The 26,524-nt window shown below is 39.6% G+C and carries 27 protein-coding genes and 1 pseudogene; 8 read left to right on the top strand and 20 right to left on the bottom strand.

Annotated elements, in window-relative coordinates; all coding sequences use genetic code 11:
- Positions 1-56 precede the first annotated feature (56 nt).
- Complete coding sequence (locus NCCP133_RS21995; protein ID WP_442874287.1) at positions 57-245, top strand: DUF2949 domain-containing protein; 189 nt, start codon at positions 57-59, stop codon at positions 243-245.
- Here NCCP133_RS21995 and pepF read toward each other — a convergent pair.
- Positions 219-2,006, bottom strand: coding sequence for an oligoendopeptidase F (gene pepF / locus NCCP133_RS17390; RefSeq protein ID WP_264806369.1), 1,788 nt, complete (start codon positions 2,004-2,006; stop codon positions 219-221). The genes NCCP133_RS21995 and pepF overlap by 27 nt on opposite strands.
- Positions 2,007-2,133: 127 nt before the next feature.
- Here pepF and NCCP133_RS17385 point away from each other — a divergent pair, with 127 nt between their 5' ends.
- Positions 2,134-2,943 (top strand): hypothetical protein, encoded by an 810-nt coding sequence (locus NCCP133_RS17385; RefSeq protein WP_264806368.1) that lies wholly within the window; start codon positions 2,134-2,136, stop codon positions 2,941-2,943.
- Positions 2,944-2,976: 33 nt separating this feature from the next.
- On the opposite strand, the gene NCCP133_RS17380 is transcribed toward NCCP133_RS17385, so the two are convergent.
- Positions 2,977-3,999, bottom strand: a complete 1,023-nt coding sequence (locus NCCP133_RS17380; protein WP_264806367.1) for a DUF438 domain-containing protein — start codon at positions 3,997-3,999, stop codon at positions 2,977-2,979.
- Positions 4,000-4,274: 275 nt separating this feature from the next.
- Here NCCP133_RS17380 and NCCP133_RS17375 point away from each other — a divergent pair, with 275 nt between their 5' ends.
- Positions 4,275-5,441, top strand: a complete 1,167-nt coding sequence (locus NCCP133_RS17375) for a glycoside hydrolase family 18 protein (RefSeq protein WP_264806366.1) — start codon at positions 4,275-4,277, stop codon at positions 5,439-5,441.
- A gap of 138 nt (positions 5,442-5,579) precedes the next feature.
- On the opposite strand, the gene NCCP133_RS17370 is transcribed toward NCCP133_RS17375, so the two are convergent.
- From NCCP133_RS17370 to NCCP133_RS17360, 3 genes are all read right to left on the bottom strand, one after another.
- Positions 5,580-6,491: a CBASS cGAMP-activated phospholipase gene (locus tag NCCP133_RS17370; protein ID WP_264806365.1), complete on the bottom strand. Its 912-nt coding sequence runs from the start codon at positions 6,489-6,491 to the stop codon at positions 5,580-5,582.
- Positions 6,492-6,552: 61 nt separating this feature from the next.
- Positions 6,553-6,819 (bottom strand): DUF1292 domain-containing protein, encoded by a 267-nt coding sequence (locus NCCP133_RS17365; protein ID WP_264806364.1) that lies wholly within the window; start codon positions 6,817-6,819, stop codon positions 6,553-6,555.
- Between the two features lie 114 nt (positions 6,820-6,933).
- Positions 6,934-8,031 carry a branched-chain amino acid aminotransferase gene (locus NCCP133_RS17360; protein ID WP_264806363.1) on the bottom strand — a complete coding sequence of 366 codons (1,098 nt, stop codon included), beginning with the start codon at positions 8,029-8,031 and terminating at the stop codon, positions 6,934-6,936.
- Between the two features lie 456 nt (positions 8,032-8,487).
- Between NCCP133_RS17360 and NCCP133_RS17355 the strand changes: the two genes are divergently transcribed.
- A complete protein-coding gene (locus tag NCCP133_RS17355) occupies positions 8,488-8,799 on the top strand; it encodes a hypothetical protein (protein ID WP_264806362.1) in 312 nt (103 codons plus the stop codon).
- Positions 8,800-8,967: 168 nt separating this feature from the next.
- On the opposite strand, the gene NCCP133_RS17350 is transcribed toward NCCP133_RS17355, so the two are convergent.
- From NCCP133_RS17350 to NCCP133_RS17325, 6 genes are all read right to left on the bottom strand, one after another.
- On the bottom strand, positions 8,968-9,567 hold the full coding sequence (locus tag NCCP133_RS17350) for a response regulator transcription factor (protein WP_264806361.1): 600 nt from the start codon (positions 9,565-9,567) through the stop codon (positions 8,968-8,970).
- Positions 9,564-10,700, bottom strand: a complete 1,137-nt coding sequence (locus NCCP133_RS17345) for a sensor histidine kinase (RefSeq protein WP_264806359.1) — start codon at positions 10,698-10,700, stop codon at positions 9,564-9,566. The genes NCCP133_RS17350 and NCCP133_RS17345 overlap by 4 nt, the downstream gene beginning before the upstream one ends.
- Positions 10,701-10,804: 104 nt before the next feature.
- Positions 10,805-11,851, bottom strand: coding sequence for a fatty acid desaturase (locus NCCP133_RS17340; RefSeq protein ID WP_264806357.1), 1,047 nt, complete (start codon positions 11,849-11,851; stop codon positions 10,805-10,807).
- A 146-nt stretch (positions 11,852-11,997) separates the two neighbouring features.
- A complete protein-coding gene (locus NCCP133_RS17335; protein WP_264806356.1) occupies positions 11,998-12,585 on the bottom strand; it encodes a branched-chain amino acid aminotransferase in 588 nt (195 codons plus the stop codon).
- A 26-nt stretch (positions 12,586-12,611) separates the two neighbouring features.
- On the bottom strand, positions 12,612-13,994 hold the full coding sequence (locus tag NCCP133_RS17330) for a DEAD/DEAH box helicase (protein ID WP_264806355.1): 1,383 nt from the start codon (positions 13,992-13,994) through the stop codon (positions 12,612-12,614).
- 203 nt (positions 13,995-14,197) lie between these two features.
- On the bottom strand, positions 14,198-14,641 hold the full coding sequence (locus tag NCCP133_RS17325) for a YndM family protein (protein ID WP_264806354.1): 444 nt from the start codon (positions 14,639-14,641) through the stop codon (positions 14,198-14,200).
- 205 nt (positions 14,642-14,846) lie between these two features.
- Here NCCP133_RS17325 and NCCP133_RS17320 point away from each other — a divergent pair, with 205 nt between their 5' ends.
- Positions 14,847-15,371, top strand: coding sequence for a ribonuclease H-like YkuK family protein (locus NCCP133_RS17320; protein ID WP_264806353.1), 525 nt, complete (start codon positions 14,847-14,849; stop codon positions 15,369-15,371).
- A gap of 47 nt (positions 15,372-15,418) precedes the next feature.
- Here the strand turns inward: NCCP133_RS17320 and NCCP133_RS17315 are convergent, their stop codons facing one another.
- Positions 15,419-15,880, bottom strand: a complete 462-nt coding sequence (locus NCCP133_RS17315) for a CoxG family protein (protein WP_264806352.1) — start codon at positions 15,878-15,880, stop codon at positions 15,419-15,421.
- A 110-nt stretch (positions 15,881-15,990) separates the two neighbouring features.
- The gene (locus NCCP133_RS17310; RefSeq protein ID WP_264806351.1) at positions 15,991-16,176 is read right to left on the bottom strand and encodes a hypothetical protein; all 186 of its coding nucleotides are present in this window, start codon (positions 16,174-16,176) and stop codon (positions 15,991-15,993) included.
- A 234-nt stretch (positions 16,177-16,410) separates the two neighbouring features.
- On the opposite strand from NCCP133_RS17310, the gene NCCP133_RS17305 reads away from it, so the two are divergent.
- Complete coding sequence (locus NCCP133_RS17305; RefSeq protein WP_264806350.1) at positions 16,411-17,544, top strand: zinc-dependent alcohol dehydrogenase; 1,134 nt, start codon at positions 16,411-16,413, stop codon at positions 17,542-17,544.
- A gap of 84 nt (positions 17,545-17,628) precedes the next feature.
- Here NCCP133_RS17305 and NCCP133_RS17300 read toward each other — a convergent pair whose 3' ends face one another.
- Positions 17,629-20,208 (bottom strand): DEAD/DEAH box helicase, encoded by a 2,580-nt coding sequence (locus NCCP133_RS17300; protein WP_264806348.1) that lies wholly within the window; start codon positions 20,206-20,208, stop codon positions 17,629-17,631.
- Positions 20,209-20,423: 215 nt separating this feature from the next.
- Here NCCP133_RS17300 and NCCP133_RS17295 point away from each other — a divergent pair, with 215 nt between their 5' ends.
- Positions 20,424-20,957, top strand: a complete 534-nt coding sequence (locus NCCP133_RS17295) for a YceI family protein (protein WP_264806347.1) — start codon at positions 20,424-20,426, stop codon at positions 20,955-20,957.
- Between the two features lie 50 nt (positions 20,958-21,007).
- On the opposite strand, the gene dacB is transcribed toward NCCP133_RS17295, so the two are convergent.
- Entirely contained in the window at positions 21,008-22,492 is a 1,485-nt protein-coding gene (gene dacB, locus NCCP133_RS17290; protein ID WP_264806346.1) for a D-alanyl-D-alanine carboxypeptidase/D-alanyl-D-alanine endopeptidase, read from the bottom strand.
- 264 nt (positions 22,493-22,756) lie between these two features.
- Between dacB and NCCP133_RS17285 the strand changes: the two genes are divergently transcribed.
- Positions 22,757-23,014, top strand: coding sequence for a YpbS family protein (locus NCCP133_RS17285; protein WP_264806345.1), 258 nt, complete (start codon positions 22,757-22,759; stop codon positions 23,012-23,014).
- A gap of 56 nt (positions 23,015-23,070) precedes the next feature.
- Here the strand turns inward: NCCP133_RS17285 and NCCP133_RS17280 are convergent, their stop codons facing one another.
- From NCCP133_RS17280 to NCCP133_RS17260, 5 genes and pseudogenes are all read right to left on the bottom strand, one after another.
- Positions 23,071-23,394: an MGMT family protein gene (locus NCCP133_RS17280; RefSeq protein ID WP_264806344.1), complete on the bottom strand. Its 324-nt coding sequence runs from the start codon at positions 23,392-23,394 to the stop codon at positions 23,071-23,073.
- Positions 23,395-23,467: 73 nt separating this feature from the next.
- Positions 23,468-24,277: an endonuclease I family protein gene (locus NCCP133_RS17275; protein WP_264806343.1), complete on the bottom strand. Its 810-nt coding sequence runs from the start codon at positions 24,275-24,277 to the stop codon at positions 23,468-23,470.
- Positions 24,274-25,239, bottom strand: a complete 966-nt coding sequence (locus NCCP133_RS17270) for a S8 family peptidase (RefSeq protein WP_264806341.1) — start codon at positions 25,237-25,239, stop codon at positions 24,274-24,276. Before NCCP133_RS17270 ends, NCCP133_RS17275 begins: the two co-directional genes overlap by 4 nt.
- A gap of 311 nt (positions 25,240-25,550) precedes the next feature.
- The gene (locus tag NCCP133_RS17265) at positions 25,551-26,063 is read right to left on the bottom strand and encodes a mismatch-specific DNA-glycosylase (RefSeq protein ID WP_264806340.1); all 513 of its coding nucleotides are present in this window, start codon (positions 26,061-26,063) and stop codon (positions 25,551-25,553) included.
- Positions 26,064-26,200: 137 nt separating this feature from the next.
- Positions 26,201-26,391 (bottom strand): annotated as a pseudogene (locus NCCP133_RS17260) (YbxH family protein).
- Positions 26,392-26,524 lie beyond the last annotated feature (133 nt).

Below are 26,524 nucleotides of genomic sequence, written 5' to 3'. Positions count from 1 at the left end.
CCCTCTGGGCTGGTGAAAGTTCGGACTTGCCAGAAGTACTTTCATGATTTCATCCTTTGCCATTGAGTTTATTTATTAATGGATCTATTAAAAGTCTGCATCAATTATTGCAGGAAAATTTCTTTCTGTCTATTATTTATATAGCATATAGCAAAAGATACGGGGAAAAATCAAAAGGTCTGCTTCCTATACCTTTGAAGCAGACCGGTCTTATTTCCTTATCGTTCTCCGAATTCCTCTACTAGCTCGCGGAACTTTTTGAGTGAGTTTTCAATCGGGTATTGAGTTGTCAAATCTACACCCGTTTTTTTTAGAAGCTCAAGCGGATAATCCGAGCTTCCGCTTTTTAAAAATTCAAGGTAGCACTTAAGAGTTTCTGGATCCCCCTCAAGAATTTTTGTTGCCAGGTGTATAGCTGATGCAAAACCGGTCGCATACTTGAAAACATAGAATGGGCGGTAGAAATGCGGGATTCTGGACCAGCCATATTTGACTTCTTCATCAAACACGATTTCATTCCCATTATACTCACGAAATAAACGCTCATACATCCGGCTGAATACGTCAGCATTCAGCGGCTGTCCTTTTTCTGCCAATTCATGCGTCTTCATCTCAAACTCGGCAAACATGACTTGAGTGAAAAAAGTTCCCTTGAACTGATCAATAAAATGGTTCAGAAGATGCTTCCGTACCAATTCGTCTTTTTCGTTGTTTAATAAGTAGTTGATCAGCAATACTTCGTTTACTGTTGAAGCTACTTCAGCGACAAAGATGCTGTACCGGGCTGTGATTTGAGGCTGATGCTGAGAGCTCAGTTTGCTGTGTACGCCATGCCCGCATTCATGTGCAAGTGTAAATAAACTATCGAGATCATTACGGTGATTCAGCAAAATATATGGGTGAACGCCATAAATGCCTAAATTATAAGCGCCTGACCGCTTCCCTGGGGTTTCGCGAACATCGATGTAGCGGTCCGTTTTAAACTCCTTTAGAATGCTGATATAATCTGCTCCTAAAGGAGACAAGGCATTGCACATGGTCTCGTAGGCTTCTTCATACGTTATAACAAGCTTAACGCCTTCTGCTAAAGGTACATTCATATCATATTGGCGCAATGTTTCAAGGCGAAGTTTTTCTTTGCGGATTCTGGTATATTGATGCAAAGGCTTGATATTTTTTTTGGTTGTTTCTATCAGATTTTCATAGACTTCTTTTGGCACCTTGTCTCCAAACAGTCCTTTTTCCAGAGCGGATGGGTAGTTCCGGATTTTAGCCATCGTGACATTGTTTTTAATGGCTGCAGACAAAGTGGATGCTATCGAGTTTTTCAGCTGGACGTAAGGCTGATAATACGCCTTGTACGCTTCCTTGCGCTTTGCACGGTCTTCGTCTTCCAGGATTTTTGCATACATTCCTCGGGTCAGTTCAACTCTTTTCCCGTCTTCACCGGTTACTTCCCCAAATTTCATATCAGCATTATTGATCATGCCAAACGTACGGCTGGGAGCTGATAGTGCTTCACCCAGCTGTGAAAGGACCTCTTCTTTGTCTTTATTGAGGACATGTGGTTTGTATCGAAAAGATTCAAGCAGGTCTTCCTCGAAGTATTTCAAGCCCTTCTCTTGTGCAATATAGCCCTTTAGCGTTCCCTCATCCAGGCTTAACAGAAAAGGCATGAAAAATGAGGTGTACGAGCTGATTTTTACGCTTAGTTGCTTAGCTTTGTCCACATAGAATTGAGATTCCGTCACTCTTGTGTCTTCGTCTGTTTTAAGCATGGCATAGGCGTAAAGCTTATTAAATAAGTAGGAAAGCTTTTCTTTTTGTTCAAGATATTGATACAAAGACGATCCATTCGTTATTTGGCCATCAAATTGCTTCAGTTTTTCTGCTATTTTTTCAACCTGCTGATAGTCATCCTCCCAATTATCCAAATTCGGATAAATATCTTCCAGATTCCATTTTTCATTCTCGGGTACTTCATTTCTATTTTTGTATGTAATCATCTTCTAAACTCCTTTACAGAAATCGCTGTCATTCTAAAATTATTAACTATATTCAAAATTTATCTGCAATAACCTCCATCTTTTTTGATTTTATCTCATTTGGCCATTAAAATATTCAGGAAAGGATGTGGACAGTTTGGCTACTACACTGCCTCATATTGAAGATGCAAACACTTCCTATTTTCCGCCCAAATGTAAATACGAAACATTTAAAGATGATGCCCACTATGAAAAGATGGTCCGGGAGTGGGGACTATCGACGACGATAGAAGTCAAAAAAGAATTTTGGTATAAAGAAAAAACCCATCAGCGCCTTGTTACAGTCAAAGGTTATCTGGCGTACGGGCAATCAGGGGATTTTCATACCATTGTGATCGAATTCCAGGATGGGAATTTAAGCTGTATCCACCCTGCGTATTTAAAGGAGATGCAGTCTCCCAGCTTTGGTAAAGCTTTGACAGCACACTTTAGCAGTTCAACTTCCTTAATCTCTAAACAGAAACAGGAAGGAGAAAAAGAGAAGCCTTCTGCAGACCAAAAGAAATCAGAAGAGACACCAGAGAAAAAACCTTCTGCCAATAAAATAAAGAAAGAAAAGCAGCCAGCATTGGAGATTCCAACTGAAAAGGTTCACTTTACTGCAAAGGTAAAACAATTTGCTTTAAGCTGGAACCATTTTAATGAAGAGAATGACGAAGTAGTGGTTCTCGAGGGTGTTGTTATTCAACAGGAAGCGCCTTTAGAAGTAAGACTTGCCTGGTGTTCACACTCGAAAACACTGAAGAAGTTTGAATTGGAGCCTGGAGAAAGTCTTGAATTTGATGGAAAGATTGTTAAAAAGAAATTGCCAAAAGCGAAAGACTGTGATGAGGAATTCATTATAGAAGAGCCGGTTTCATTTAAAATCAATAACCTATCCAAAATTAAAAAAGGCTAAAGAGCGTATCAATGCTCTTTAGCTTTTTAGCCGTTAGGAAAGAATCCTTTTTTCTCCTTCAATTTCCTGAATAGGGCTGATATTCTGTGTAAATTCCAGGGTGCCAATGTAGGATTCGTTTTCGTCCCTAACTGTAAAATATCGAATATACACATATTTATCTCTAAATTTGATCCAAAAATCTTCCGAATCTTTCTGGCCTGACTTAAAATCTTTCAGCAAATCCTCTACTATATGGACACTTCGCGGCGGATGGCAATTTTGCACGGTACGGCCGATGACAGCTTTGGTCCTGGCGAAAATCCGTTCCTTCCCATGAGAGAAATAGCGGACAACATCGTCATGGTCAATAAAAGTGATATCAACTGGGAGATGGTTCAAAAGGAGTTCCAGCTGTTTTAAGGATAAAATGCCGGTCTCCATTTTGATATATCCTTCTGAAAGGGCGTTTTCGCCAATATCTTTCCTTTCAGGCTTCCATTTTGCCTCGGGTCCTGTCAAGCAAAAACCAATCTCATCGCTTTCATGTGCAATTTTTATCCATTCATCTTCAGTCAGATTTTTTAAAGCCATAGGGAATAGAATATGTTCCTCCCTGTAAATCATGGCACTTACTTCATTAAAAACAAATTGAACCCCGTTTATAATCTTTTGCTTGTCCCCGGTGTAGTTTGCCAGCAGTTGCTTAGCTTCTTTAACTCCGTCCCTAATAAAATCGTCAATAGTCCACATATTGTTTGTTGGACCGTAAATTCCATACTTCTCCAGGTACGGGAAAAGCAGATTTTCTTTACGGCTGTAATGCTTGTCCAGGTCAAGCAAAAGAGTGCAGTCCTCGAGTAGCTTATATACATTTTCCTCACTATCTTCATTGATAAAAGCTTCCAAATGGACCTTAAGCTTTTCCCGCAGGTGCTTATCAATTTCACTATTTTCCCGGATAAATGTGTGGATTGGATGTCCCGGCTGTTCCTCCGGATTGGAATGCATGGTGTCCTTTCGGTTGATCTGATTGTGTTTTATTTGGTGCTCACGGTTATTAATCATTTCGCTCAATGTCCCTTACCCCCTGTAAACAAAACATCAATGAATTAATTTTGATAATACTTCTCATTAGCAATGTACCATATGAAAAAAGATTGATATGTGATGAACATCATATGCCGGGGATATTTTAATTCACTGCATACGATTTTTAGAAGCTTTCTATTTTGCATCTTTATACCTTGTTTAATCCTCGGTTTTGGTATGGAAGCAAGATATTACCACTCCCTGTCTCCTCCCTTTTTTGTTACACTTTTAAGGGATTGAAACACGGAGGATAACATTTAATGAATAACTATAAAATCATCATTTTGGTTGCCATTATTTTTACCTGCGGCTTTGCTGCAGGCATATTTTATACAAAAAATGATCAGCCTCAATCTATCAAACTGGCAAAGACAGCATCTCAATCAGCTAAAAGTCCTGTTAAGAAGAATGCTCCGGATTTGTCGGATATATCTTCAAAGGTGCTAATTGGATATGTTCAGGATTATCGTGATCCGAATGCCATAGACTATACAAATTTGACCCATATAATCTTTTCATTTGCCCACCCAGAAAGGGATGGCAGCCTATCTTTTAATGGTAATACTGCAATGAATAATCTGCGCAAAATGGTTAAAAATGCCCATAATCAAGATACGAAAGCGATTTTGGCAGTGGGCGGTTGGTTCCATATTAAAGGCGGGGAATCATATGAGTACTTTAAAGTAGCAATGGCAGATCCCACTTCTAGGGACAAACTGGTAAATGAGCTTGCCGGTATAGCTGAAAGAGAAAATCTTGATGGTATTGATATAGATTTTGAGCATCCGCGATCCAAGAAGGATGCCGAACATCTTTCTGCTTTTATCCATAATCTAAGTAAACGGCTGCATGCAAATGAGAAAGAACTCTCTGTTGCTGTTCACGCTAAAATTCATAGTGTTACAGGAACAGAGACTGGATTTGTCCTTTATGAACCTTCCATGTTTCAGCGAGTTGATTATGTTAACATCATGGCTTACGACGGTCAGTGGGATGGCGGCTACAATGCTTCAAACCTGTCGCCCTTTCCTTTTACTGAAAATATCGTAAACTACTGGGCAACTCTCTTCGATTCACTAAATTTATCTAAAAACAAGCTGGTTCTTGGTGTCCCTTTTTATGCTCAACCTGAAGATCCTGCGATTAAGCAGGTTTCTTATGAAGCCATTATTAAACGCAATCCGGAATATGCCAGCAGAGATAATATCAATTTGAACGGGACAACTTACTACTATAATGGTGAATCCACCATGCAAAAGAAAACGAATCTGGCCTTGAATAATGGATTTGGGGGAATGATGATCTGGGAGGTCGGCCTAGATGCCAGTGGCCCTAATAGCCTTACAGGTGCAATTGCAGAGGTCCTTATGAATACAGAAACTGTCCCTATTAAATACTATTCTGTTAAGAATTCTTTTAAGGAATAGGCCAAATAAGAGGAGCATGGGAATCAACATGCTCCTCTTATTTGGGCTTTACTTGCACTCAATTACGTTTAACAGTTCATGCAAATATTGATTTTTTCTTATCTTACTGCTGTTTGACAATATTTCAAATGATCTTATTCATGAAAGTAAAAAATTTTTGATTTCTTCCCGCCTATCCTTATAAACTTGCCTGCCGAGCATAATCAGTTCATCCACAAATTCAATGTCATCAAAGGGCATCTCCTCTCCAAGCTTCTCATTAAGGCGCAAGTAATTATCTGCCAGAAGATGCTTACAATGATAGGTGACAGATTCTGAAGACAAATGAAGGGCAAGGTCGAGCAATTTGGGTGTGACTTTCATGGATGGCAGCTGAAAAGGCAGCCAATGCTTAACTCCCCAATCCTTATTATGATCTATAGTAAAATCAATCTTTTGGAGCCCGGTACCAAGAGAAAGGATTTTGATATTTTGCAGCTCCGCCTTAAAATAATGCATGGCTTCTGTAATGCAAACAAGCGAAGGATTATTAGCCCACAGTCCCCCATCTATGGATAAGTAGCTATTGCTGATATTGTTGGGAGGAAAATACACAGGTGCCGAACAGGAGGATAGAACAGCGTCCCAAAGCTTCATGGAAAGGCTATCATTTCCAGGGTGGCCGTAATTGGACCGATGTACAAACGGCTTTCCGTGTGTAACATCCACAGCTGGAATCAAAAGCGGCTTATGTATTTCGGAAAGTTCCATTTCCCCGAATGCCCTATGAAAGAAGCGCCGTAAATATTTATCGCTGTAGACACTTTTAAGGAGTCCGACCTTTGCCTGTTTGACAAAGATTTTCTTTCCATATAATTCATACCCCTTTAAAACCTCGTCCATTTTCTTATCAAGAATTAATGAAGATGCAATGATGGAACCTGTGCTGGTTCCTGCAATCATATCAAAAAAAATGCCAGCAGGCTGTTTAAAATCTTCTTCCAGGCTCTTTAAAATACTAATAGCAAAGACACCCCGAATACCCCCGCCATCAATGCATAATATTTTCATGCTCTCACCTATTTTTCCAATCCGTTTTGTAACAAAAAAAGAAGGAGCTAACCCTTCTCTTCTATTCTTTATCGATCATTTCATCGAATACTGCAGAGATCTTCTTAAACTCCTCGTCACTCTCAATTGGAGCAAAGTCACCATCTTCATCTAGTTTTAAGAAGAATACGTCAATATCTTCTTCTGTTTCTTCTTCTAAATCTTCAACAAAGCTAACAGCAGCATAACTATTGCCTTCTGCCTCTGCAGTTGCCAAAACCTCCACTTCCATTTCTTGTCCGTTTTCATCACTGATTGTAAAAATTTCACCGACTTCAATCTTGTCCATTTTTGTCGTCTCCTCTCCAAATTGGATTCTTCCTTTTATTTTCCCAATTCAGGTTGTTTTCATGCCTAAAAATAAAAAGGATCAGCCATTTAGCCGATCCTTTTAAAATTATATTCATTTTATAGCAGCAGCTTCTTTATCCTCAATTTTCACACTCCAGCCAAATGGATCCGGTTTAATCCCTTTCTGGATGCCTGTTAAAGTGTCATATATTTTCTTTGATAATGAACCTGTTTCCCCATCATTGATAATAATTTTCTTATTGTCCCAGAAAAACTCGCCGATTGGGGAGATAACAGCAGCGGTACCTGTTCCAAAGGCTTCCTCCAGTTGTCCATCTGCATGTGCCTGAAAAATCTCATCAATGGAGATTCTGCGTTCAGAAAATGGGATATTCCAGTATTTAAGCAATTCAAGCACAGAGCTGCGGGTAATGCCTTCTAGAATGCTTCCGTTCAGTTCAGGGGTTACAACTTCACCGTTCATTTTAAAGAAGATGTTCATGCTTCCCACTTCTTCAATATATTTATTTTCTTTTCCATCCAGCCATAAAACTTGTGAGTATCCCGTTAAACTCGCAAGTTCTTGCGCTTTTAGACTGGCTGCATAGTTACCGCCGGTCTTGGCTGTTCCTGTTCCCCCTCTTACAGCACGGACATATTCATTTTGGACTGCAATTTTTACAGGGTCTATGCCTTCTTTATAGTAGGCGCCAACAGGTGAAAGGATCATAATAAATTTATATCTCTTAGAAGGTGCAACACCTAGATATGGTTCAGTCGAAATGACGAACGGGCGAATATATAATGAAGTACCTTCGACATTCGGGATCCACTCGCGGTCGACTGCTATCAATTCTTTTAGTGCGTGCAGGGCAAGTTCTTCATCAATTTCGGGGATGCACAATCTGGAATTAGATTTGTTCAATCTCTCCATATTCTTTTCTGGCCTGAACAGCAGAACTTCATTATCGTTAGTAAGGTAAGCCTTTAACCCTTCAAAAACGCTTTGTCCGTAATGGAATATCATTGCTGCCGGATCGAGTGTTAACGGCTGGTAAGGAATGATTCTTGGATCGTGCCACCCTTGTCCGGCTGTGTAATCCATAACAAACATATGGTCTGTGAAATTTTTTCCGAACTCTAAGCTTTCAAATTGAGGTTTCTGTTTTTTCTCTGTTGTGCGATTGATTTCAATTTTAAATTTTGTCATTTTCATTACTCCCCATCTGTAGATGATTTAAAAACCTAATGCCTGCTGTTCCTGCTGCTCTAAAGAGGGTAAATAAAAACGCCCAGTCATCCTCCGAGCGTGGACGAAAGGGCTTGCTTCCCGGCAACAACCAATATGGATGTTAAACAGTTTAAAAATCCGGCAATGGGCTTGATAATAGTCATAGGATTTTAAAGCTGTTTTCCATTTGGAATGAAAAGGTTGCCTTTCGCTCTTTTCTACTTCAAGGCAGTAGTGCAGTTACCTGTGAAAGTTTTTGTAAGTTTTTCTCATATTATGATACCGTCATGATTAAATGTCAATATGAATTAACAATAAATTATGAATTAATTAGAAAAGGTGAAAATTCAGTTCATAATTTATTGCTCTCCAAAGATGAAAAGGCGCTGAGTTAAATTTATAATAACTATATATTGAAAAATAAGGAGAATGATGATGAATCAAAAACAGCTGGAAGAGAAGATCATCCAAAACTATCAAGGCGAAGAAAAAATGATGATCCTTGTTTTTGCCCAGTGGTGTAAAAATCATGATTTGGATCCGGAAATTGTCTATTTAAAGGCCTACCCAGGCCAGGCAAAGAATCGAGCATTACAAGAAGCAATAGAACTGACAGTTCCAAAAGAAGAAGCTGGAGAAGTTCCAGAGCAGACTCTGCTGGGGGTTCTTGCCATGTTTGGGAATGATGACCTGGCCTTTGTTGTAATGGAAGAAATGAAGAAATTGCAAAAGGACGGCGAAGCCTAGATGGCTGCCGTCCTTTTGCTGTCGCTTTTGGTCGTGCGATGATTATCCGCAAAAAAAGCTACTGATTTTTTCTTCGTGCCAAAAGATTTGCTGACGAAGCATTCCTTGACCTTTGGGCCTCAACTAACGATCAGTGGGATAAAGCTACCCACTAATAGAAGTTTCACTTTATTTGAACCAGCCCTTTTTCTTGGATTGGGTAATGGCTTCAATTCTGTTTGTTACTTCAAGCTTATCGAGAATGACAGAAATATAGTTTCTCACAGTCCCTGTTTTAATGCAGAGTTTGTCTGCAATTTCCTTTGTGCTTTTACCATCAGCTATGAGTTCAAGCACTTCTTTTTCACGGTCTGTCAATGGGTTTTCTTCCCCGTACACATCATCCATTAATTCAGGGGCATAGATGCGTTTGCCTGTCATTATACTTCTAATGGAATTAGCCAGCTCCTCGCTTGGGCTATCTTTTAATAAATATCCACTTACCCCAGTCTTCAGTGCGCGCTGAAAATAACCAGATCTTGCAAAGGTTGTTAAGATGATAACCTTGCATCCAAAGTTTTTCAATTCCTCTGCTGCTTCCAGCCCGCTTTTTTCCGGCATTTCGATATCCATAATGCATACATCAGGATGCAGGCTTTTAACTAGGGAAATAGCTTCTTCCCCATTGGAAGCCTTGCCGATAACCTCCATATCATCTTCCAGGTTTAACAGAGAGCCTAGGGCACCTAGCATCATTCGCTGATCTTCTGCTATGACAATCCGAATCATGAACGTTCCTCCTTATCCGGTTGCTTTACAACTGTTGGTACTTTCATTATAACCGTTGTACCATTATTTGAAATAATTTCAAGGCTTCCGTTGACAAAATCGAGGCGCTCCCCTAAGCCGAGCAGTCCAGAACCCTTTCCTATATCTTTAGACGGGTCCATGCCGATGCCGTTATCCTGAACGGAAATCCTTAGTTCATTCCAAGTTTGTTCAATGCTGATTTGACACTCGGTAGCTTTACTATGTTTAACAACATTCGTAACTGCTTCTTTCATGCACATGCTTAATATGTTTTCCAGAAAGAGCGAAACATTGGTCAATTTGATCTCTTCTTTACCAATGAACTCGATTGAAGCCGCCTTTAGAATCTGTTTAACAAGTACAATTTCATCTTTTAGCCTGATTCCCCTCATTTGGGAAACCATTTTCCTTACTTCGTTCAAAGCAGTTCTTGCTGTCTGCTGTATATCCACCAGCTCTTCCTTTGCCTGTTCGGGATCCTTGTATATCAGCTTTCTTGCAAGATCGCTTTTCAAGCCGATTAACGATAGCTTCTGGCCTAGTGTGTCGTGAAGATCACGGGCAATCCGCTGCCGCTCCTCCTGCTTGACAAGATCAGCGATCCTGTTATTAGCATCCTCTAGCTGCAACTCAAGTTTTTCATGTTTTTTTCGATTGTATATGTTAAAGGGCAGCAAAATAACACTGATCCAGATAATAATAATGAACGGGATTTGCTTTAAAAACAAAGGTTCCTGTGTAACAAAATTGTAGTTAATCGAAATGGTAGTAGCGACCAAATGAATGAGATATAAAGTTAAAAAGGCTATTCTGTTTTTGATATGTCCATTATAATAGGCGATATAAAATGCGAAATAAACAAATTGAAAAAGAATGGCCATTGTTATGGAAATGCTGATTAAAATACCGGTCCAAAGATAGACAGGCCATTGCCGTGATATGAATGCAAAGCGTAATGATATAAAAAATAGGATTGTCTGTATAATCCCCACGGCTATTTCAATTTTAGAGGTAGACCTGAATATAAAATAAAACGGCAAAATGCTAAAAACACTCCAGATATATGGAGATATGCCCGAGCTTTTTAAAGAGGAAAAATATTTTTTTAACATGTTTGAAAACCTCATTTGCTATATGTAACTAAACAGCTCCTTTGTCATCATACCACAAAGGAGCTGTTATTGATTATAAATAATGGTTATATCTGCCAAAGAAATTAAGGCTTCACAGAGGCAGTTTTGCCAGCTCTGTTTTGTTTTTGGATAAGAGCCGCTTTTTTAGCAGTCCTGTAGCCAGTGAAACTCTGCACTTCTTCGTTCCATAATCTGAAGCGGAGTGACTGCAGGCTTGTTGAAAGTGTAATGGTAGGTACATTTTGAAGCTCAGCTGTATTATAATGTGCATCGTCGAGGTTGTAGTTCGGAACACGCGGGCTTAAATGGTGGATATGATGAAACCCGATGTTTCCTGTCAGCCATTGCAGGACTTTTGGAAGTTTATAGAACGAGCTCCCTTCCACAGCCGCTTTGACATATTCCCACTTATCATCCTCCTCGAAGTATGAATCTTCAAAAGTGTGCTGTACATAAAATAGCCAAATTCCAGCTGCGCCTGAAATTAAAAAGGTTGGTCCTTGTACCATCAGGAAAGCTTCCCAGCCGATTGCCCAGCACATAATTGCATATAAGCCAACAATAGCTGCGTTTGTCAGATACGTATTCATGCGCTCATTCTTTCTTGCGTTTTTACGGTTAAAGCGATTTTTTATAACAAAAACATAAATCGGCCCTAGTCCAAACATAATAAGGGGATTTCGGTAAATCCGGTATGCTGCTCGGGTTGCAAATGTGGCCTCTTGATATTCCTTGACTGTCAGAGTCCAAATATCTCCTGTTCCGCGCTTGTCCAAATTTCCGCTTGTTGCATGATGTACGTTATGATCATGCTGCCACTGATGATAAGGAAACATCGTCATAATCCCGGTAATTGTCCCAACAATTTTATTGGCTGTTCGATTTTTAAAAAATGAATGGTGGCAGCAATCATGGAAAATGATAAAGATTCTGATCAGAAACCCTGCTGCAATAACGGATATGCACAGTGTCAGCAGAAATGAGATGCTCAAGCTTTTATAAGCAAGGAACCACAGCAGGATAAACGGTACAATCGTATTGATCAGCTGAGTGCTACTGCGTTTTATATCTGATTTTTCATAAGGTGCCATCTGTTTTTTTAAGTTGAGTTGTTTTTGTTTAGAAGTCATTTTTTAATTCCCTTCTACATAAGGTTATCCTTATGATAAAAGGTTTTCAGAATTATTAGTAGACATAGGTGTCATGTTCAAAACATGATAAATGTCATGGTTTGAACAATAAATTAAGAGTTCATCCTAATAGCTGTTTATAATTTTTAATTATTACGGTTACCCTCCACTACAGACACAAGATTAAAAAGGAATTGATAGATGGATTGATATGCATCATAAATAGATAGATCCTCTGTAAAACCTTCAAGGTCGTTTAACGAAAAGTTAAGATCCCAAAGCCCATCTTGCTGGCTGAACATCAAGCTGTATTTTGGTGTGCTTGTTAGAGTATTTTCCTTTATATAAGTTTTTATTGCTGTTTCTGCTTTTTTCGGCAGCTTCAGTCCCAGCATCACCTCATAATTGCCAAAGACAGCATCTGTTTCAAAGGAAATAGCATCTGCTCCGACTAGGTCAAACCATTTTGACTCCAAGTACATAAATTCATTTTTATGATTTTTGAAGTATTTGATTGGCTGATTTAAAAACTCTGCGGTTTCCTTGCTGAGAACTTCCTCTGTTTCCTTGTCCCCTCTCTCAATATAAGCATCTAGAAAACGGGTATCCGGATTCTTTATCTCTATTACGTTACCATCGGACAGCAAATGGTGCTTTTCAGCAAATTCCTTTTCTTCTTTGAAAATTTCAGTTGGTTGTTCTTTCAGGTGTTTTTCAATCCGATCTTTTAACACGTTTGCTTTTCCTCCCTAAAATATAATTACCTTCCCCGTCTTTTTGATGATATTTTCGTAGGTTTAGGTGAAGATTTCCTTTTTCCTTTTGATTTTGTGCGGCTTGTTCGGGTTGAATTTAATGTTTCCCCCTTATTGCTTCCCTCTTTTCTGCCCTTTTTATGGGAGCCTTTGTCGCCTTTAGCTTTTGAGCGGCCATCTTCCCTGCTGTCATTATTCTCTCCTCTTGGTGAGGTGCGTTTTTTAGCTTGGCCGCTTGTTTCTGGTGCCCTGGCAGGATTTTTAGTTTCTTTAATATTGTCAAGGTTTTGTTTAGGGATTTTGATCCTAAGCCCTTTTTCGATTGCCTCCAGAAGAGGCTTATCTGCGGATGAATAAAATGTGATTGCTAGTCCATTCATTCCTGCCCGGCCTGTTCTCCCGATTCGGTGCACATAGCTTTCAGGGTCCAGTGGAATATCATAATTGAATACATGTGTGACTCCTTCAACATCAAGCCCTCTAGCGGCCACATCTGTCGCAACTAATAACTGGGTATGAGCATCCCTGAACCGTTTCATTACTTGTTCGCGTTTGGCCTGAGATAAGTCTCCATGCAGCTCATCGCATTGAAAGCCACTTGATTTGAGCACCTCATATAACTTGCTGACTCTACGTTTTGTGCGGCAAAATATGACTGCTAAAAAAGGTCTGTGGGTATGAATCAGATGTATTAGTGCAGCCTGCTTGGCGCGATCGACTGTATGTATGGCTATTTGTTTGACTGAATGGGCTGGCCCCTGTTTTTTTTCAATTTGTATATACCGCGGCTCTTTCATGTGTTTGTTTGCCAGTTTTCTTATCTCTGCCAGAATGGTCGCAGAAAAAAGCATCGTTTGCCTTTTGAAGGGCGTTTCTTTAATAATTCTCTCCACTTCATCCAGAAAGCCTATGTGCAGCATTTGGTCGGCTTCATCCAATACTAAAAAATCGGCTTGAGATAAATTAATGGTCTCCCTTTTGATATGGTCCAGCAGGCGGCCTGGGGTTCCCACTACAATCTGGATATTTTTCTGAAGCTTTTTGAGCTGCTTGTTTACATCTTGTCCTCCATATACGGCTAAGACATCTATATGATCATTGTCTGCGGTAAGCTTTTTAATTTCGTCTGTGATTTGTAAAGCCAATTCCCTTGTTGGCGTTACGATCAGAGCCTGAATATAAGCTGCAGTTGGATCAATTTTCTCCAGAATCGGCAGAATAAAAGCAAATGTTTTGCCTGTTCCTGTCTGCGCCTGGGCGATGATATCCTTTCCATCCATAATAGCAGGTATGGCATGCTCCTGGATGGCTGTTGGGTTTCGAATTCCATGATTTAGCAATATTTCAGAGAGCCCTTTTGAAATGCCAAGTGTTAAAAATTCCTGCAAATAAAACCCTACTTTCTTTTACATGCATATATTTTAGGTGAATTTACTATGGAAGTAATACCCTTACTTATATTCTGTGTTTGCCGGTAAAATAGCAAGCAATCTTATATACAGTTTTAATTTTATCGCTATTTTATTGCTAAATGAATGAAAAAACCCAATATAGACGGAAACAGTCTGCATTGGGTTTTCCCCTTTTTCAATCATTCCCAATCTTTTGTTGGCTCCCGCTCTTCCGCTATTTCCATCCCATATGCAAGTTTTGGATTCATTCCGGATTCACCTCGCTTCTCCTTCTCTCTTGCTTCCATTCTGTTTAATAAGTAGCTATGGACAAACACTTCCGCAAGTGTGATAATCCCTGCTGCAATAATGCTTCCCCATGCAATTTGCAAATAACTGTTTAAGAGGACACTTCCAAAAACCCATACTGACGCATAAACTAAAAAAAAGTCAGCTATGAGTGCATTCCTGTTTCCTAGCCTTGGAAGGATCATTCGATCCCCCAGCAAGTATGACATAACCGTTACAAGCAGGCTGAATGATAAAATATCGGCAAAAGTTGCATCGAAAAATAAATCAAGTGCAATTGCAAATGCAATCAGGCTTGACACAAATTTAAGTATGAATATCATCGTTTGGTTCATTTGATTTCCTCCTTTATTCTGTAGTTTTTATCAACCTCCCTAATCCCATTCATCCATTCTATTTTCTTGATTAATGAATTTTCTGAAAAAAATAAACAACTTGTTCGAAAGTTCTCAATATAATGTTAATAAAAAGAAAAGTATTAAGTTAAAGGTTGTGGAAGAATGTTTTTTCCAAACAAAATACTTAATGTGGTGATCATAGGTGTGTGCTGATTATAAATTTCAAAATCTCCAGGAACGAAATTTGACATTTGAGCAGGTTTTTAACCGGATTTTACTGTTTATGAAGCGCAATCCGGATGGGAATTTCCGTCTGATGATCGGAACAGATTCTCAGGTTCATTATAATCGTACCGTGTTCATTACAGGGATTGTGATTCAAAGTGAGCGGAAAGGTGCCTGGGCCTGTATTAGGAAAACTATTATTCCAAGAAAAATGATGCATCTTCATGAGAGAATCTCATATGAAACCTCGCTGACAGAAGAAGTGGTTTCACTATTTACAGAGGAACGGAAAGATAAAATGGTTGAAATCGTTTTGCCGTTTATTTATAAAGGCGGCTCCTTTTCAATGGAAGGACATATGGATATTGGATCCGGCAAAAGAAATAAGACTCGCGAATTTGTAAAAGAAATGGTGTCGAGGATAGAATCCATTGGCTTAGAGCCAAAAATTAAGCCGGAGGCATTCGTTGCCTCCAGCTATGCTAATCGATATACGAAATAAGAGTAAAGAAAACTCAAGTGATAAGTTCCTTTCAATGCAGGATAAACCTAGACACCAGCATGTTCTTTATGTTGCTGTTCCACTTTTGCAGCAACGGCCTCAGTAAGGCCGGCAGTAAGTTCAGGTAAAGTTGAGTTAAGCAAAGAATTTGCTACACTCGCCATCATTCCCTCCGCCTTAATATCCAGGGAGCCTGTCATCACAATTTTATTATTTTTACCTTCGCTGGCATGAAAATATCCCTGCCCCGTAAACTTCTCATTAAGCCCTGTTAAATTAAATGTCACCTTTTTAGGCTCCTGCCAGCCAGTAATGACCACCTTTAATTCAATTTTTTTCTTCAAAATCCCAATATCGCTTTTAAAGCACCAGGTAGATTCTCTCTCGCAAAGTACTTCATGTTCAATATAACCGGGTACTAATGGTGCCCAGTTCCCAATATCACTGACAAAATTCCATAACGCACCGATCGGCACATTTACTTCTGATTGATGTGTGGAGTTTGGCATTTTTTCCGCTCCTTTTGAGGAAGTTCATTGATGGTTTCCATGAATATGTATTCCAGTAAAGGGCGCATAATTCGGTAATTTTATTATTTAGTTTCGTAATTCGTTCGCTGTCAGTTCATAAGATCATTTTTTTTCTTCAAATTGGCGGACGATTGAATAGTCATTATTTCGTCCGCCTCATAGAGCTTTTTCCTATTTTTTAGGTTGCTGGCAACCTCTTTTGGATTGCATATAACGATGTTAGAGTCTTTTAAAACCGGATCTTGATTCACTTTTTGAAACTTTCGATTCTTCATTTTCCTTCCCAAGGGCCAATACGCAGAACCTCTGCATTCTGATTAAATATTTTTACGATATACACCTTTTCCCTTCATTTCATAAAGTGAAAATCGAATAAAAAACAGCAGATGAGTGAAACTTATATTATTGCCGATACGCTTCTATAACTTTTAAAGAGTAAAGCAAACCAAAATTTTTTTCATTTTTTTATGATACCAGCAAGGACAAAAAAGCTAATTGGAGTGTTGAAAATGAAGGCAGTAACGTATCAGGGTCCAAATCGTGTAGCTGTAACGAATGTAAATGACCCGAAGCTAGAAATGAAAGATGACATTATCGTTAAAATTACTTCAACAGCCATCTGCGGTTCGGATTTGCACCTTTATCAGGGGAACATGCCGCTTCCGGAAGGGTATATCATTGGGCATGAGCCTATGGGGATTGTGGAAGAAGTAGGCCCTAAAGTGACAAAAGTAAAAAAAGGCGACAGAGTTGTTATTCCCTTTAATGTTTCTTGCGGCCAGTGCGTTTATTGCCAGCAGGATCAAACCAGTCAATGTGATAACTCAAATCCCCATTATGATTCAGGAGGGTACTTTGGCTATACCGAAAAATTTGGGAACCACCCTGGCGGACAGGCGGAATACTTAAAAGTTCCTTTTGGTAATTATACGCCTTTTCTCGTACCAGAATCATGTGAATTGGAAGATGAGTCCCTTTTATTTTTATCGGATGTCCTCCCGACTGCTTATTGGAGCGTCGTAAATGCCGGAGTTAAAAAGGGGGATACAGTTATCGTTTTGGGCTGTGGACCTGTAGGTTTAATGGCGCAGAAATTTGCCTGGATGGAAGGTGCTGAGCGGGTTATCGCCGTTGATTATCTCGATTACCGGATCAATCATGCCAAGGCAACGAATAAGGTGGAAGTATTCGAGTTCACTAAATATCCGGATATGGGAGAGCACCTAAAGGAAATTACTCATGGAGGCGCTGATGTAGTCATCGATTGTGTCGGCATGGACGGCAAAAAGTCACCCCTTGAGTTCATAGAACAAAAGTTAAAGCTCCAAGGAGGCACCCTGGGGCCGATTCAGATTGCAACAAAAGCTGTCAGAAAAACAGGAACAGTCCAAATTACAGGTGTGTATGGAGCAAATTATAATCTGTTCCCGTTAGGGGCCTTCTTCACCAGAAACATTACCCTGAAAATGGGACAGGCGCCAGTCATTCCTTTTATGCCAAAGCTATATGAGAAAATTATCAACAAAGAATTTAATCCAAAGGACATTATTACGCATAAAATCAGCTTAGAGGATGCAACCCATGGGTATAAAATTTTTAATGATCATGAAGATGATTGCATCAAGGTGGTTTTAAAGCCGTAATAGGAAAAGCCTGCTGTTTCCCAGCAGGCTTTTCTTAATGGGCGTTTCCTTATTTCACTACTGCTTTTTAAGCTTCTCGGATTATTAATTACCTCTATAATAATTGTATTTTCCTCTTGAGCGTGAAGCATGGCAATCATTACAAATCTGAAACTCATGTTCCCATGAAAGTTTTTTGCCGCATCTTCTGCATTTCCTTGAAAGTTCTTTAATGTCTGTTTTCAATCGCTCATGAACATGATCGCTGATTTCTTCCCTCAATCTTTCCCAATATAAGGCTTCGGTTCTTTGTTCCAGCCTGTAGAGGAAAAGAAGGTGGAGACCAATTGCTTTATATGTGAGCTCCAATTCCTCCAGATTCCGGTTTTTAATGCGCGGCTCAGGCAATTCATTCCCATCGATAATTGCATACATGGTCTCTTCCCATTGACGGATAAGATCATGCTCTTTTTTTGAAAAAGGCAAATGGAGAAAACCATAAAGGTTCATTATGCCAAGCTTTGCTTCGATTTCAGTTCCTTGTATTCGTTCATAAAGGTCTCTTTCTTCGGTTAAAGCCGCTTTTTTTGTGCCTTTAGGGCTTTCAAATTTATCCCACAATTCAAAGAAAGTACCGAGATCACGATAATACTTTTGAAACCTTTCAAATACTGTGTTTGTCGGTGCAATGGCAAAGGTATGGACAGGTTCATCCACCATTTCAAGCAGGGCCTTCATTCTTTTTATATCTTTTGTAAATGCAACTTTCCCGATGTTGTACAATCCTTTTCTTCCCGCTCGTCCGGCAATTTGCTTCACCTCTTGTGACGTAAGCAGCCGCCTCTTTATGCCGTCAAACTTCTCATTTTCCAAAAAGACAATTCTTCGGATTGGCAGATTAAGGCCCATCCCAATGGCATCAGTGGATACAATCACAGAGGTTTCACCATTTATAAAACGCTGCACCTGTTTTTTTCGGGTTTCCGGCGGCATGGAACCATAAATCATACTCACGGAGTGACCTTCCTGCTGCAGTCTCGAAGCCGTCTCAAGCACTCTTTTTCTGGAAAAACAGATCAGGGCATCCCCTTTTCTTACATGATTGAATTTAAATTCCTTCGCTTCTACTTCCAGTGGTATCTCCCGGCTGTACTCATTTAATTCAATATCTGCATCACCAAGCAGCTGGAGTACGATGCTTTTTGCACTGCGGCTTCCAATAATATGAACTTCATTGGCATTTGCTTTGGTAATAGCTTTATACCATGAAAACCCGCGGTCTTTATCGGTAATCATCTGTGCCTCATCAATGACAATTGCATCAAAAAAGTCCTTCTCATGAAACATCTCTACTGTACAAGAAAGATGCTCTGATCCTGTAACCACCTTTTCTTCTTCTCCTGTTTTTAAAGAACAAGGGACTCCGTCACGGTTTAGCTTGTCGTACACTTCCAAAGCCAGCAGCCTAAGCGGGGCCAAATACATACCGCTTCTTGCAGATTTCATTCCTTCAAGAGCATGGTGGGTTTTGCCTGTATTGGTTTCCCCAATATGAAGAATATAGCGCTTAGCTTTTTCAAGTGAGGGGCTATATTCCTGACTGAAAATATTCTCCAGCATGCGGGCTTCTTCTTCTTTTTTTCTCTGCAGTTCTGCAAATTTCTCTGCTTTTTCCCGCTCCCTGTCTATCAGGTCTTTTTCTAACAGTTCTTTATGGACAAGAGGGTCAAATGGGATATCTGCTAGTTTCAGCAAGTCTTCCACATATTCTTCTTGAATGCTTTCAAAGAAGTTTTCATTAATATCATGAAGCGTATGGGCAATTTGCTTCTTGATTGATTTTCCTGTTATCGGTTTTTCATAGGCTTCTTGGTATTCATCAAATAAGTGTTGAGGAAGCTTTTGAAGGAAGAGTGTTTGCAGGATATCGGAAAGATACCCGGAAACAAGGCTCTTATACACATAGTAAAAGGTTTCATATTCAAAATATCCTTTACCCCAGTATAGTGTTTTATGGATATTTCCTGTCAGTTCTTCCAAAAAATCAGCTGTTGTCTTATAGTCATCCGGATCAAAACTGCCTGTTTCCTCAAGCTTTTCCTCCAATGCAAATGTATCGACGTGGTGGTACCTGATCTTGTTTTGAAAATCGCTAGCCAGCTGCTTTGAAGTCATATGTCTTACATAAAGGTAAAGAAGGCTATACTCTTGATCGATGATTTCATCGGCTTTTTCTTCAATTGTTTCCCGTATTACGTATTTTTTCTGCAGCAGTCTTTCCTCTTCCACTTTTTGTAGGTAGAAGGCCCTTGCTTTTCGAAAACGTTCTGCCCATTCCTCCGTGTTTCCTTCAAAAAGATCATTGAGCCATTCTGACGTTTTAAATGGGCGATAATCCTTCATCTCTGCTCTGAACAGATGATTGATTAACTTCCTGTCGACATTTTCTGATTCATAGCCTTTTTCTGCAAGGTATTTCTTTTTATCGTGTTTGGATATTTTTGTAGTGATTTTATTCAGCCAGACATTTACCCAAATTTGATCGATATAATGAAGCCTTTCAGAAAGGTATTCCTGATATGTCGGCATCTGCTCTTTACTGCCCAAATATCGGTCTATATCTTCAAGGATTTTGATTTTTGTATGCTCAGCAGCATTATTATATGTTTGGTCAAGTTGATTCATTGTCCGTTCCCCTTTTAACATCACCATTTTGCTAGCATGTGACGTAATCATTATGTATTAGGTTATGTATACACACGAAAAATTAAGTAGTCTTCATTTTACCATCTTTTGAAAAAATACCATTGACAGAAAACTGAAACGGTCATATAATTTATCTAGAATTAAAATATCTCGAACTAAAAACAATTGAATTCAAACAAATGGAGGAGAAAATAATGACAAAAATAAAATGGGCAGTTGACCCGGCACACAGCAGTGTGGATTTCTCAATCAAGCATATGATGATTGCAAATGTGAAAGGCAGCTTTAACAGCTTTGAAGCAGAAATTGAAGCAGATCCAATAGATTTGACAACAGCTGACATCCAATTTAGCATCTCAATTTCCAGCGTTGATACACGTAATGAAGATCGTGATAACCACTTGCGTTCCGCAGACTTCTTTGACGTGGAAAATCATCCGGCAATGACCTTTAAATCAACGAGCATCGTAGGCAAAGGAGACGATGAGTATGATGTTACGGGTGATTTAACTATTCGCGGAGTAACCAAGGCTGAAACCTTCACCGTTACTTATGAAGGATCAGGGAAGGATCCATGGGGAAACGAAAAGGTTGGCTTCAGTGCAGCTGGTGCAATTAAACGCAGCGACTATGGCTTAACATGGAACTCAGCACTGGAAACTGGCGGTGTCCTTGTAGGCGATAAGGTTAAAATTGATCTTCAAATTCAGGCAGCAAAAGCTGAATAATAAGAATAGGCAGGAACCTTTGAAATTTCGGTTTCCTGCCCTTTTTTTGTTTACTGATCAGCTAATAATGTAGCAATTTTATCTACTATTAACTTTCCTTCTGACCCGTTAATTACATTGTTCAATACAATTGAAAATATAAGCTCTTCACCGCTAGTGGTTGTAACATATCCTGATAATGCACTTACTGTTGAAATGGAACCTGTTTTTGCTTTAACATTTTCAGCGGCATTAGAATTCTTCATGCGGTTCCTTAGTGTTCCGCCCTCCATTCGATTGGTAATCCCAGCAATCGGCAAGGAGTTTAAGTAGGAAGGGAACCATTCTTCATCCCGCACCTCAAAAAGCAGTCTTGAGATTTCATTTGCCGGAATTAAGTTTACATGTGAAATGCCTGAGCCATCATGGAGTACGAGAGTTTCTTCATTCATTCCCAGTTTTGTCACTTTCTCTTCTAAAACCTCAAGCCCCTTCTCCCAGCTTCCTTCGCCTTTTTCTACTTTACCCATTTCCTTGATGAGCGTTTCAGCATGTCCATTGTTGCTTAATTTCATAAATGGGATGAGTAGCTCTTTAAGTGGCATTGATTGATGCTCCGTAAGCAGTTTGGCGCCTTTAGGCGTGGCAGCTGCAATTACCTTCCCCTTATGTTTAATGCCTTGGTCAGCAAGCGACTGTTTAAAGAGATCCAATGCGTAGCCTGTTGGCTCCCATACAGCAATCCATTCCCTGGAACGGCTTCCGTCGATAGGGATTTCTCCTTCAATCGTTACAGTGTATGTTCCATGGTCACGTTCTATGGTGAGATCTTTCTTTTCACCTTTAGCAACCGTTTTTGCTTTGTTCACAATTTTTAAGTAGTCTGTTTCCGGCTCTATTTTTACTGTTGGCTCTTTTCCGGCTTCTTCTCCAGGATACACTTCTACAATGACAGTTCCCGCATCATAATCTTCATTCGGGGAAGCCGTTAATGCTGAAATCTGTGCACCGTAGTACCATGATTCATCACTCCATGATAAGTCTGTTGAATAGCGCTGATCATCATACCAGGTATCATCACCCACTAAGTTGCCATGAATTATTTTAATGCCTGCTTCTTTCAACTTTGCTGCAAATGCATCAAAGTCCTGTTTTAATAGTGTTGGATCCCCTTTTCCTTTTAAAATAAGATCGCCTTGGAGAGTTGATCCATTTATTGACCCAGTATGAAGAAGTTCTGTTGTAAATCTAAAGTCCTCACCCAAAGTATCAAGAGCAGCAGCTGCTGTCAGAAGCTTCATGTTTGAAGCTGGCCGTAACCGAATATCTCCTATATGGTCATAAATTAACTCACCAGTTTGGGCATCCCGTATACTGACACCGGCTAGTGCACCCTGTAAAATGGGGTTATTATTAAGGAGCTGGTTCAGTTGCTGAACAAGCTCGCTTCCTTCTACCGTAGCATTTACTTGCGGTGTTTCGTTATGGGATAAAGGAACAAAAGCGAGCATAAAAATCAGCAGGATACTAAAACTTAACTTATTCGTTCTTTTCATATGTATAAGCCGCCTTTCATTTCTGTTTCCTTTAACCTTTTCTTTTTTGAAAGGTGAGTTCCCTTTATATCCAGTATGAGGAAAAAGCTGCATTTTTAGCTTCTCCACTATTTTGATATACTTCATTGGAAGTTATTAGGACTGGCTATTTTTATCTATCTGTAGTCTATTAAAAATATTATAGAATTAGTAATAAATCATCTTTTGGCCGGGATAAAAAATGGTATGATAGCATTAATCGACTTTTTTATAGGGGTGGAAAAAATGAGTGTACATAAAGCAATATCAGAACATGTTGGAAAACAGAATAAAATCATTACGAGGTTCGCTGCTCTAGATCAGCAACGAGAATATTATATTGAACAAGCTTTGGATTTATGCAAAAGAGGATTGCCATTTTCGGCTGATAAGATAAACGAAGTGACTGCCGAAATAAATGAACTATCAAAACAGGGCATTATACCTGTCAGAAAGTACGTAACGATTGAGATGATTAGGGAATATGCCTCAAGAGCCAAATAGGTAATTTTATTTAGTGGAGGATGTGCATTTTTGAGAAATGCATGTTTTTTGGTCATCTACCGCAGGTCGTCTATTAAGGGATCATATAAATACTCCCGTAAATCCAGGGTCCCTTTTGGCGATACATAAATTTCCTCCTCTTCAAGGAGTGTTCTTTGATTGTTAAAGGAGATGGTATCTTTAAACCCAATCTCCCCCTTTCCATTCACCACTCGATGCCAGGGCAGCTGATGCTTTTCGCTTAGGGAATGAAGAATGCGGATTACCTGCCTTGCCCCTCGGGGACTGCCTGCAGCACTTGCGATTTGTCCATATGTCATTACTTTTCCGTTGGGGATGCTTTTAATAATCTTTATAACTTTTTCTGTAAATGGCTGCATACATGATGATCTCCTTGCTTTCTTTGTTGTTATTATAATACAAAACCCGCCATAGTTCAGGCGGGTGCGGACATTAACCAAACATTATTTTTGCTCTTTCAGGAAAATCAATAAAGGGATTCCTGTTTCCCTGCAGCTCATGTATGGCGGCATTTCTGTGCTTTTCGTATAAAGCAGGAGGATTCTCTTCATGCCACTTCAGCAACAGTTTTATATCCATCTTTTCTTCTATTTTTATCACTTTTTTATACCTGAGGGAAAAATAGAATACGGCTCTTGCTGAAATCCCCTTGCCGTATTCCGGTTCAAATTTTGCATCCTCGGCCATTCCGCAGCCATTTCTTACATTCTCTGTTTGGAATTCAGGGACATAAGACTTGAAGTCGTAATATGGAAAGTTGCTTCTCATGCTGTTGCATACGGGTTCGCAAGCAAAAAGATGATGCAGATCCCCCCTCATCGGCTCTTTTCCTCCAAACCATGATTGGGGAACTACATGCTCGGTATTAAAAATTACCCTTCCTTTGCTGATAAATCCACCTTTCCGAATCGTTTGCAAAAGCTGCAAGTCCTCATCAATTGCTTTTAGCGGATCAAGGCCAGAGCCCGAGTATAAACTCTTCAGCTTGCCGTTTTCCTGTAAATCAACCCAAGGATACACGTATTGATGTGGTGAATAATCCAAATGATGGGTATGCGAACGAACAAGAAGAGAATGAGTTTCTTCGGCGATATTTTCTTTTTCAAAATCCAGACTCCTATAGTATTCTTCTTGCTTTATTAAATCTAGCTCAGCATCATAATATGGCTTATTTTGAATACTATCAATAAGGTTAGCCTTAGCTGTCTTCCATGCTTGTGAAAAGGCGGTTATATTGGTCATATTGCGTTCATAACCATGGTTTTGAAGTTTTGGTCAAAAATTCGGGCCAAGTGCTCAGGAACTGTTAGATAGACAAGCCCATTTCCCTCAAGCTTTGGTGAATTGCCAAGCGGTACAGTCCGTCTAATTAACTGTGCATATAATTCAGGTTCTGAAAGCTTTCTTTCAAAATGTTTATTGGCAAAATCCTTGATGAGTGCCAGTGCACCCGAAACATGTGGAGCAGCCATCGAAGTGCCGCTTAGTGTCGCATATTTTCCATTAAGATAAGTAGAAAGGATTCCTTCACCAGGTGCGACAACATCTATTTCGTTATGGGAGTTTGTAAACTCGGAAGAATCTCTTTCCAGATTAATTGCACCTACACTAATCACCTCATTGTAGCAGCCAGGAAAGGCAAACTCATCGGTTGAGTCATCTCCATCCCCTTCATTTCCTGCAGCACAGACCACAAGAATATCTTTTTTAACAGCTGTTTTTATGGCATCGTATAGCTCTGGTACATCCGCCGGGCCGCCAAGGGACATTGAAATAACATCGGCATTCTGTTCAATTGCATAATGCAGTCCTTTGATAATCCATTCGTATTGGCCTGATCCATTTTTGTTCAGCACTTTTACAATAAGGAGGTCTGCTTCTGGAGCTACGCCAATTACACCTGCATCATTTTCCTGCGCTGCAATCGTGCCTGCAACATGTGTGCCGTGGCCATTATAGTCTTTATAAATATCAGGATTGCTGCTGTCATCATCCGTGAAATTGCAGCCTCCAACAATTCGATCCTTTAAATCTGGATGGGATACATCACAGCCTGTATCCAGAACAGCAATTTTAATGCCTTTCCCTTTTGTTTCGTTCCAGATTTTTGGAGCCTGAATTAACTCAACACCCTTTGGAACTTCTTTCACAGACTCTTCCTGCTGAATAAACTTGTAGGGGATAACTCGAACATATTGCTCCATTTCTTTCCCTCCTTAGAGATTAAATTGAAGCTGGTTCTTGTTGTTATTGCCATTTTAACAATTCTGAATCTTTTTCAACAGTACCGTTGGTAGGGAATTTACTAGAGTCAGGATGAAAAACAGGGAAAAAATGGGCCATTTGCCCTATAGGATACGTTAGAGGTGACCTCGGACAAGACCGTTTGTAAGCTCTTAGATTGAAGAATGACAGTTGATCCCGTAATAACGGCCATGTCTCCTGGATGATTCGGAATATGCTTGTCAAATCAATCCTTAGCGCACTTTTATCCAATTTTTTTTGAAGAATCCTTTTATTCCAAAGATCTTAAAACTTTGGGAATTTCAGCATAGATTTTTATTATTTCATCGATTTTCATTCTGACAAGACCGGAAGAAGAAGGTGCCACAAAATCGATGGTGCCAGGGACGACCGATTCGTCCTGAACTCCCCAGGGAAGTTTCTTATTGCGGCTGTACTCCTGGTATACTCCTTTTCCTACATAGCAAACAATTTTTGGCTTAAGTTCACTAATTTTTTTGATCAGTTCTTCTCTTCCTTCTTTATATTCTTCTTTTGTTATTTCATCCGCTGCTTTCGTAGGCCGTGATACTATATTTGTCATGCCGTAACCCAATTCAAGTAATTGGAAGTCTTCTGTTGGATCATATTTTCGTGGTGTTAATCCGGATTCATGGAGGATTTTCCAAAAACGGTTATTTGGATTGGCAAAATGATGGCCAGTTTCTCCCGATCGAATGCTCGGGTTGAAGCCGACAAACAGCAAATCCAGCTTTTTCTTTAAATGGTCTTTAATAGGCTCCATTTTGATCATCCTTTCATTAGCAGGATACGGATTATTGTACTTGATTTTAAAAAAAGCTGAAAAGAAAAAGGTCTTGAACATGGAGGAAGTATAGGCGCCCCCTGAAATCAATCTAAGGACGCCATGGATGGAGGAAATTACAGGCCATGCCTATTGCAATATCGTTCAACTATGTCTTCTATTTGGTCGTTTTCCGGAAATTTGCGGTAAATTCGAATGTAATTTCTTCTATGAAATCTCCATTGTGGTACACATGGATAGCCCCGTTTTGGCTAATGACACTAAATTCGGGCTCAAACCGGTATCCGCTTCTTTCAATGGCGCCCACTAATAATCACTCCTTATGTGAATGTTATCTATAGTATTAGAAATTACACAAAACCTATTAACAATAAGAAACACACATGATTCAATTACTCACACCCCCGTATGAAAATATTCATCCGGGGTTTTTGTTTTTT

The sequence above is a fragment of the Cytobacillus sp. NCCP-133 genome (assembly GCF_026011715.1).
Lineage (GTDB): Bacteria > Bacillota > Bacilli > Bacillales > Cytobacillaceae > Cytobacillus.
The sequence above is the reverse complement of the archived record's forward strand: the minus strand, read 5'-3'. Positions and strand labels throughout refer to the sequence as shown.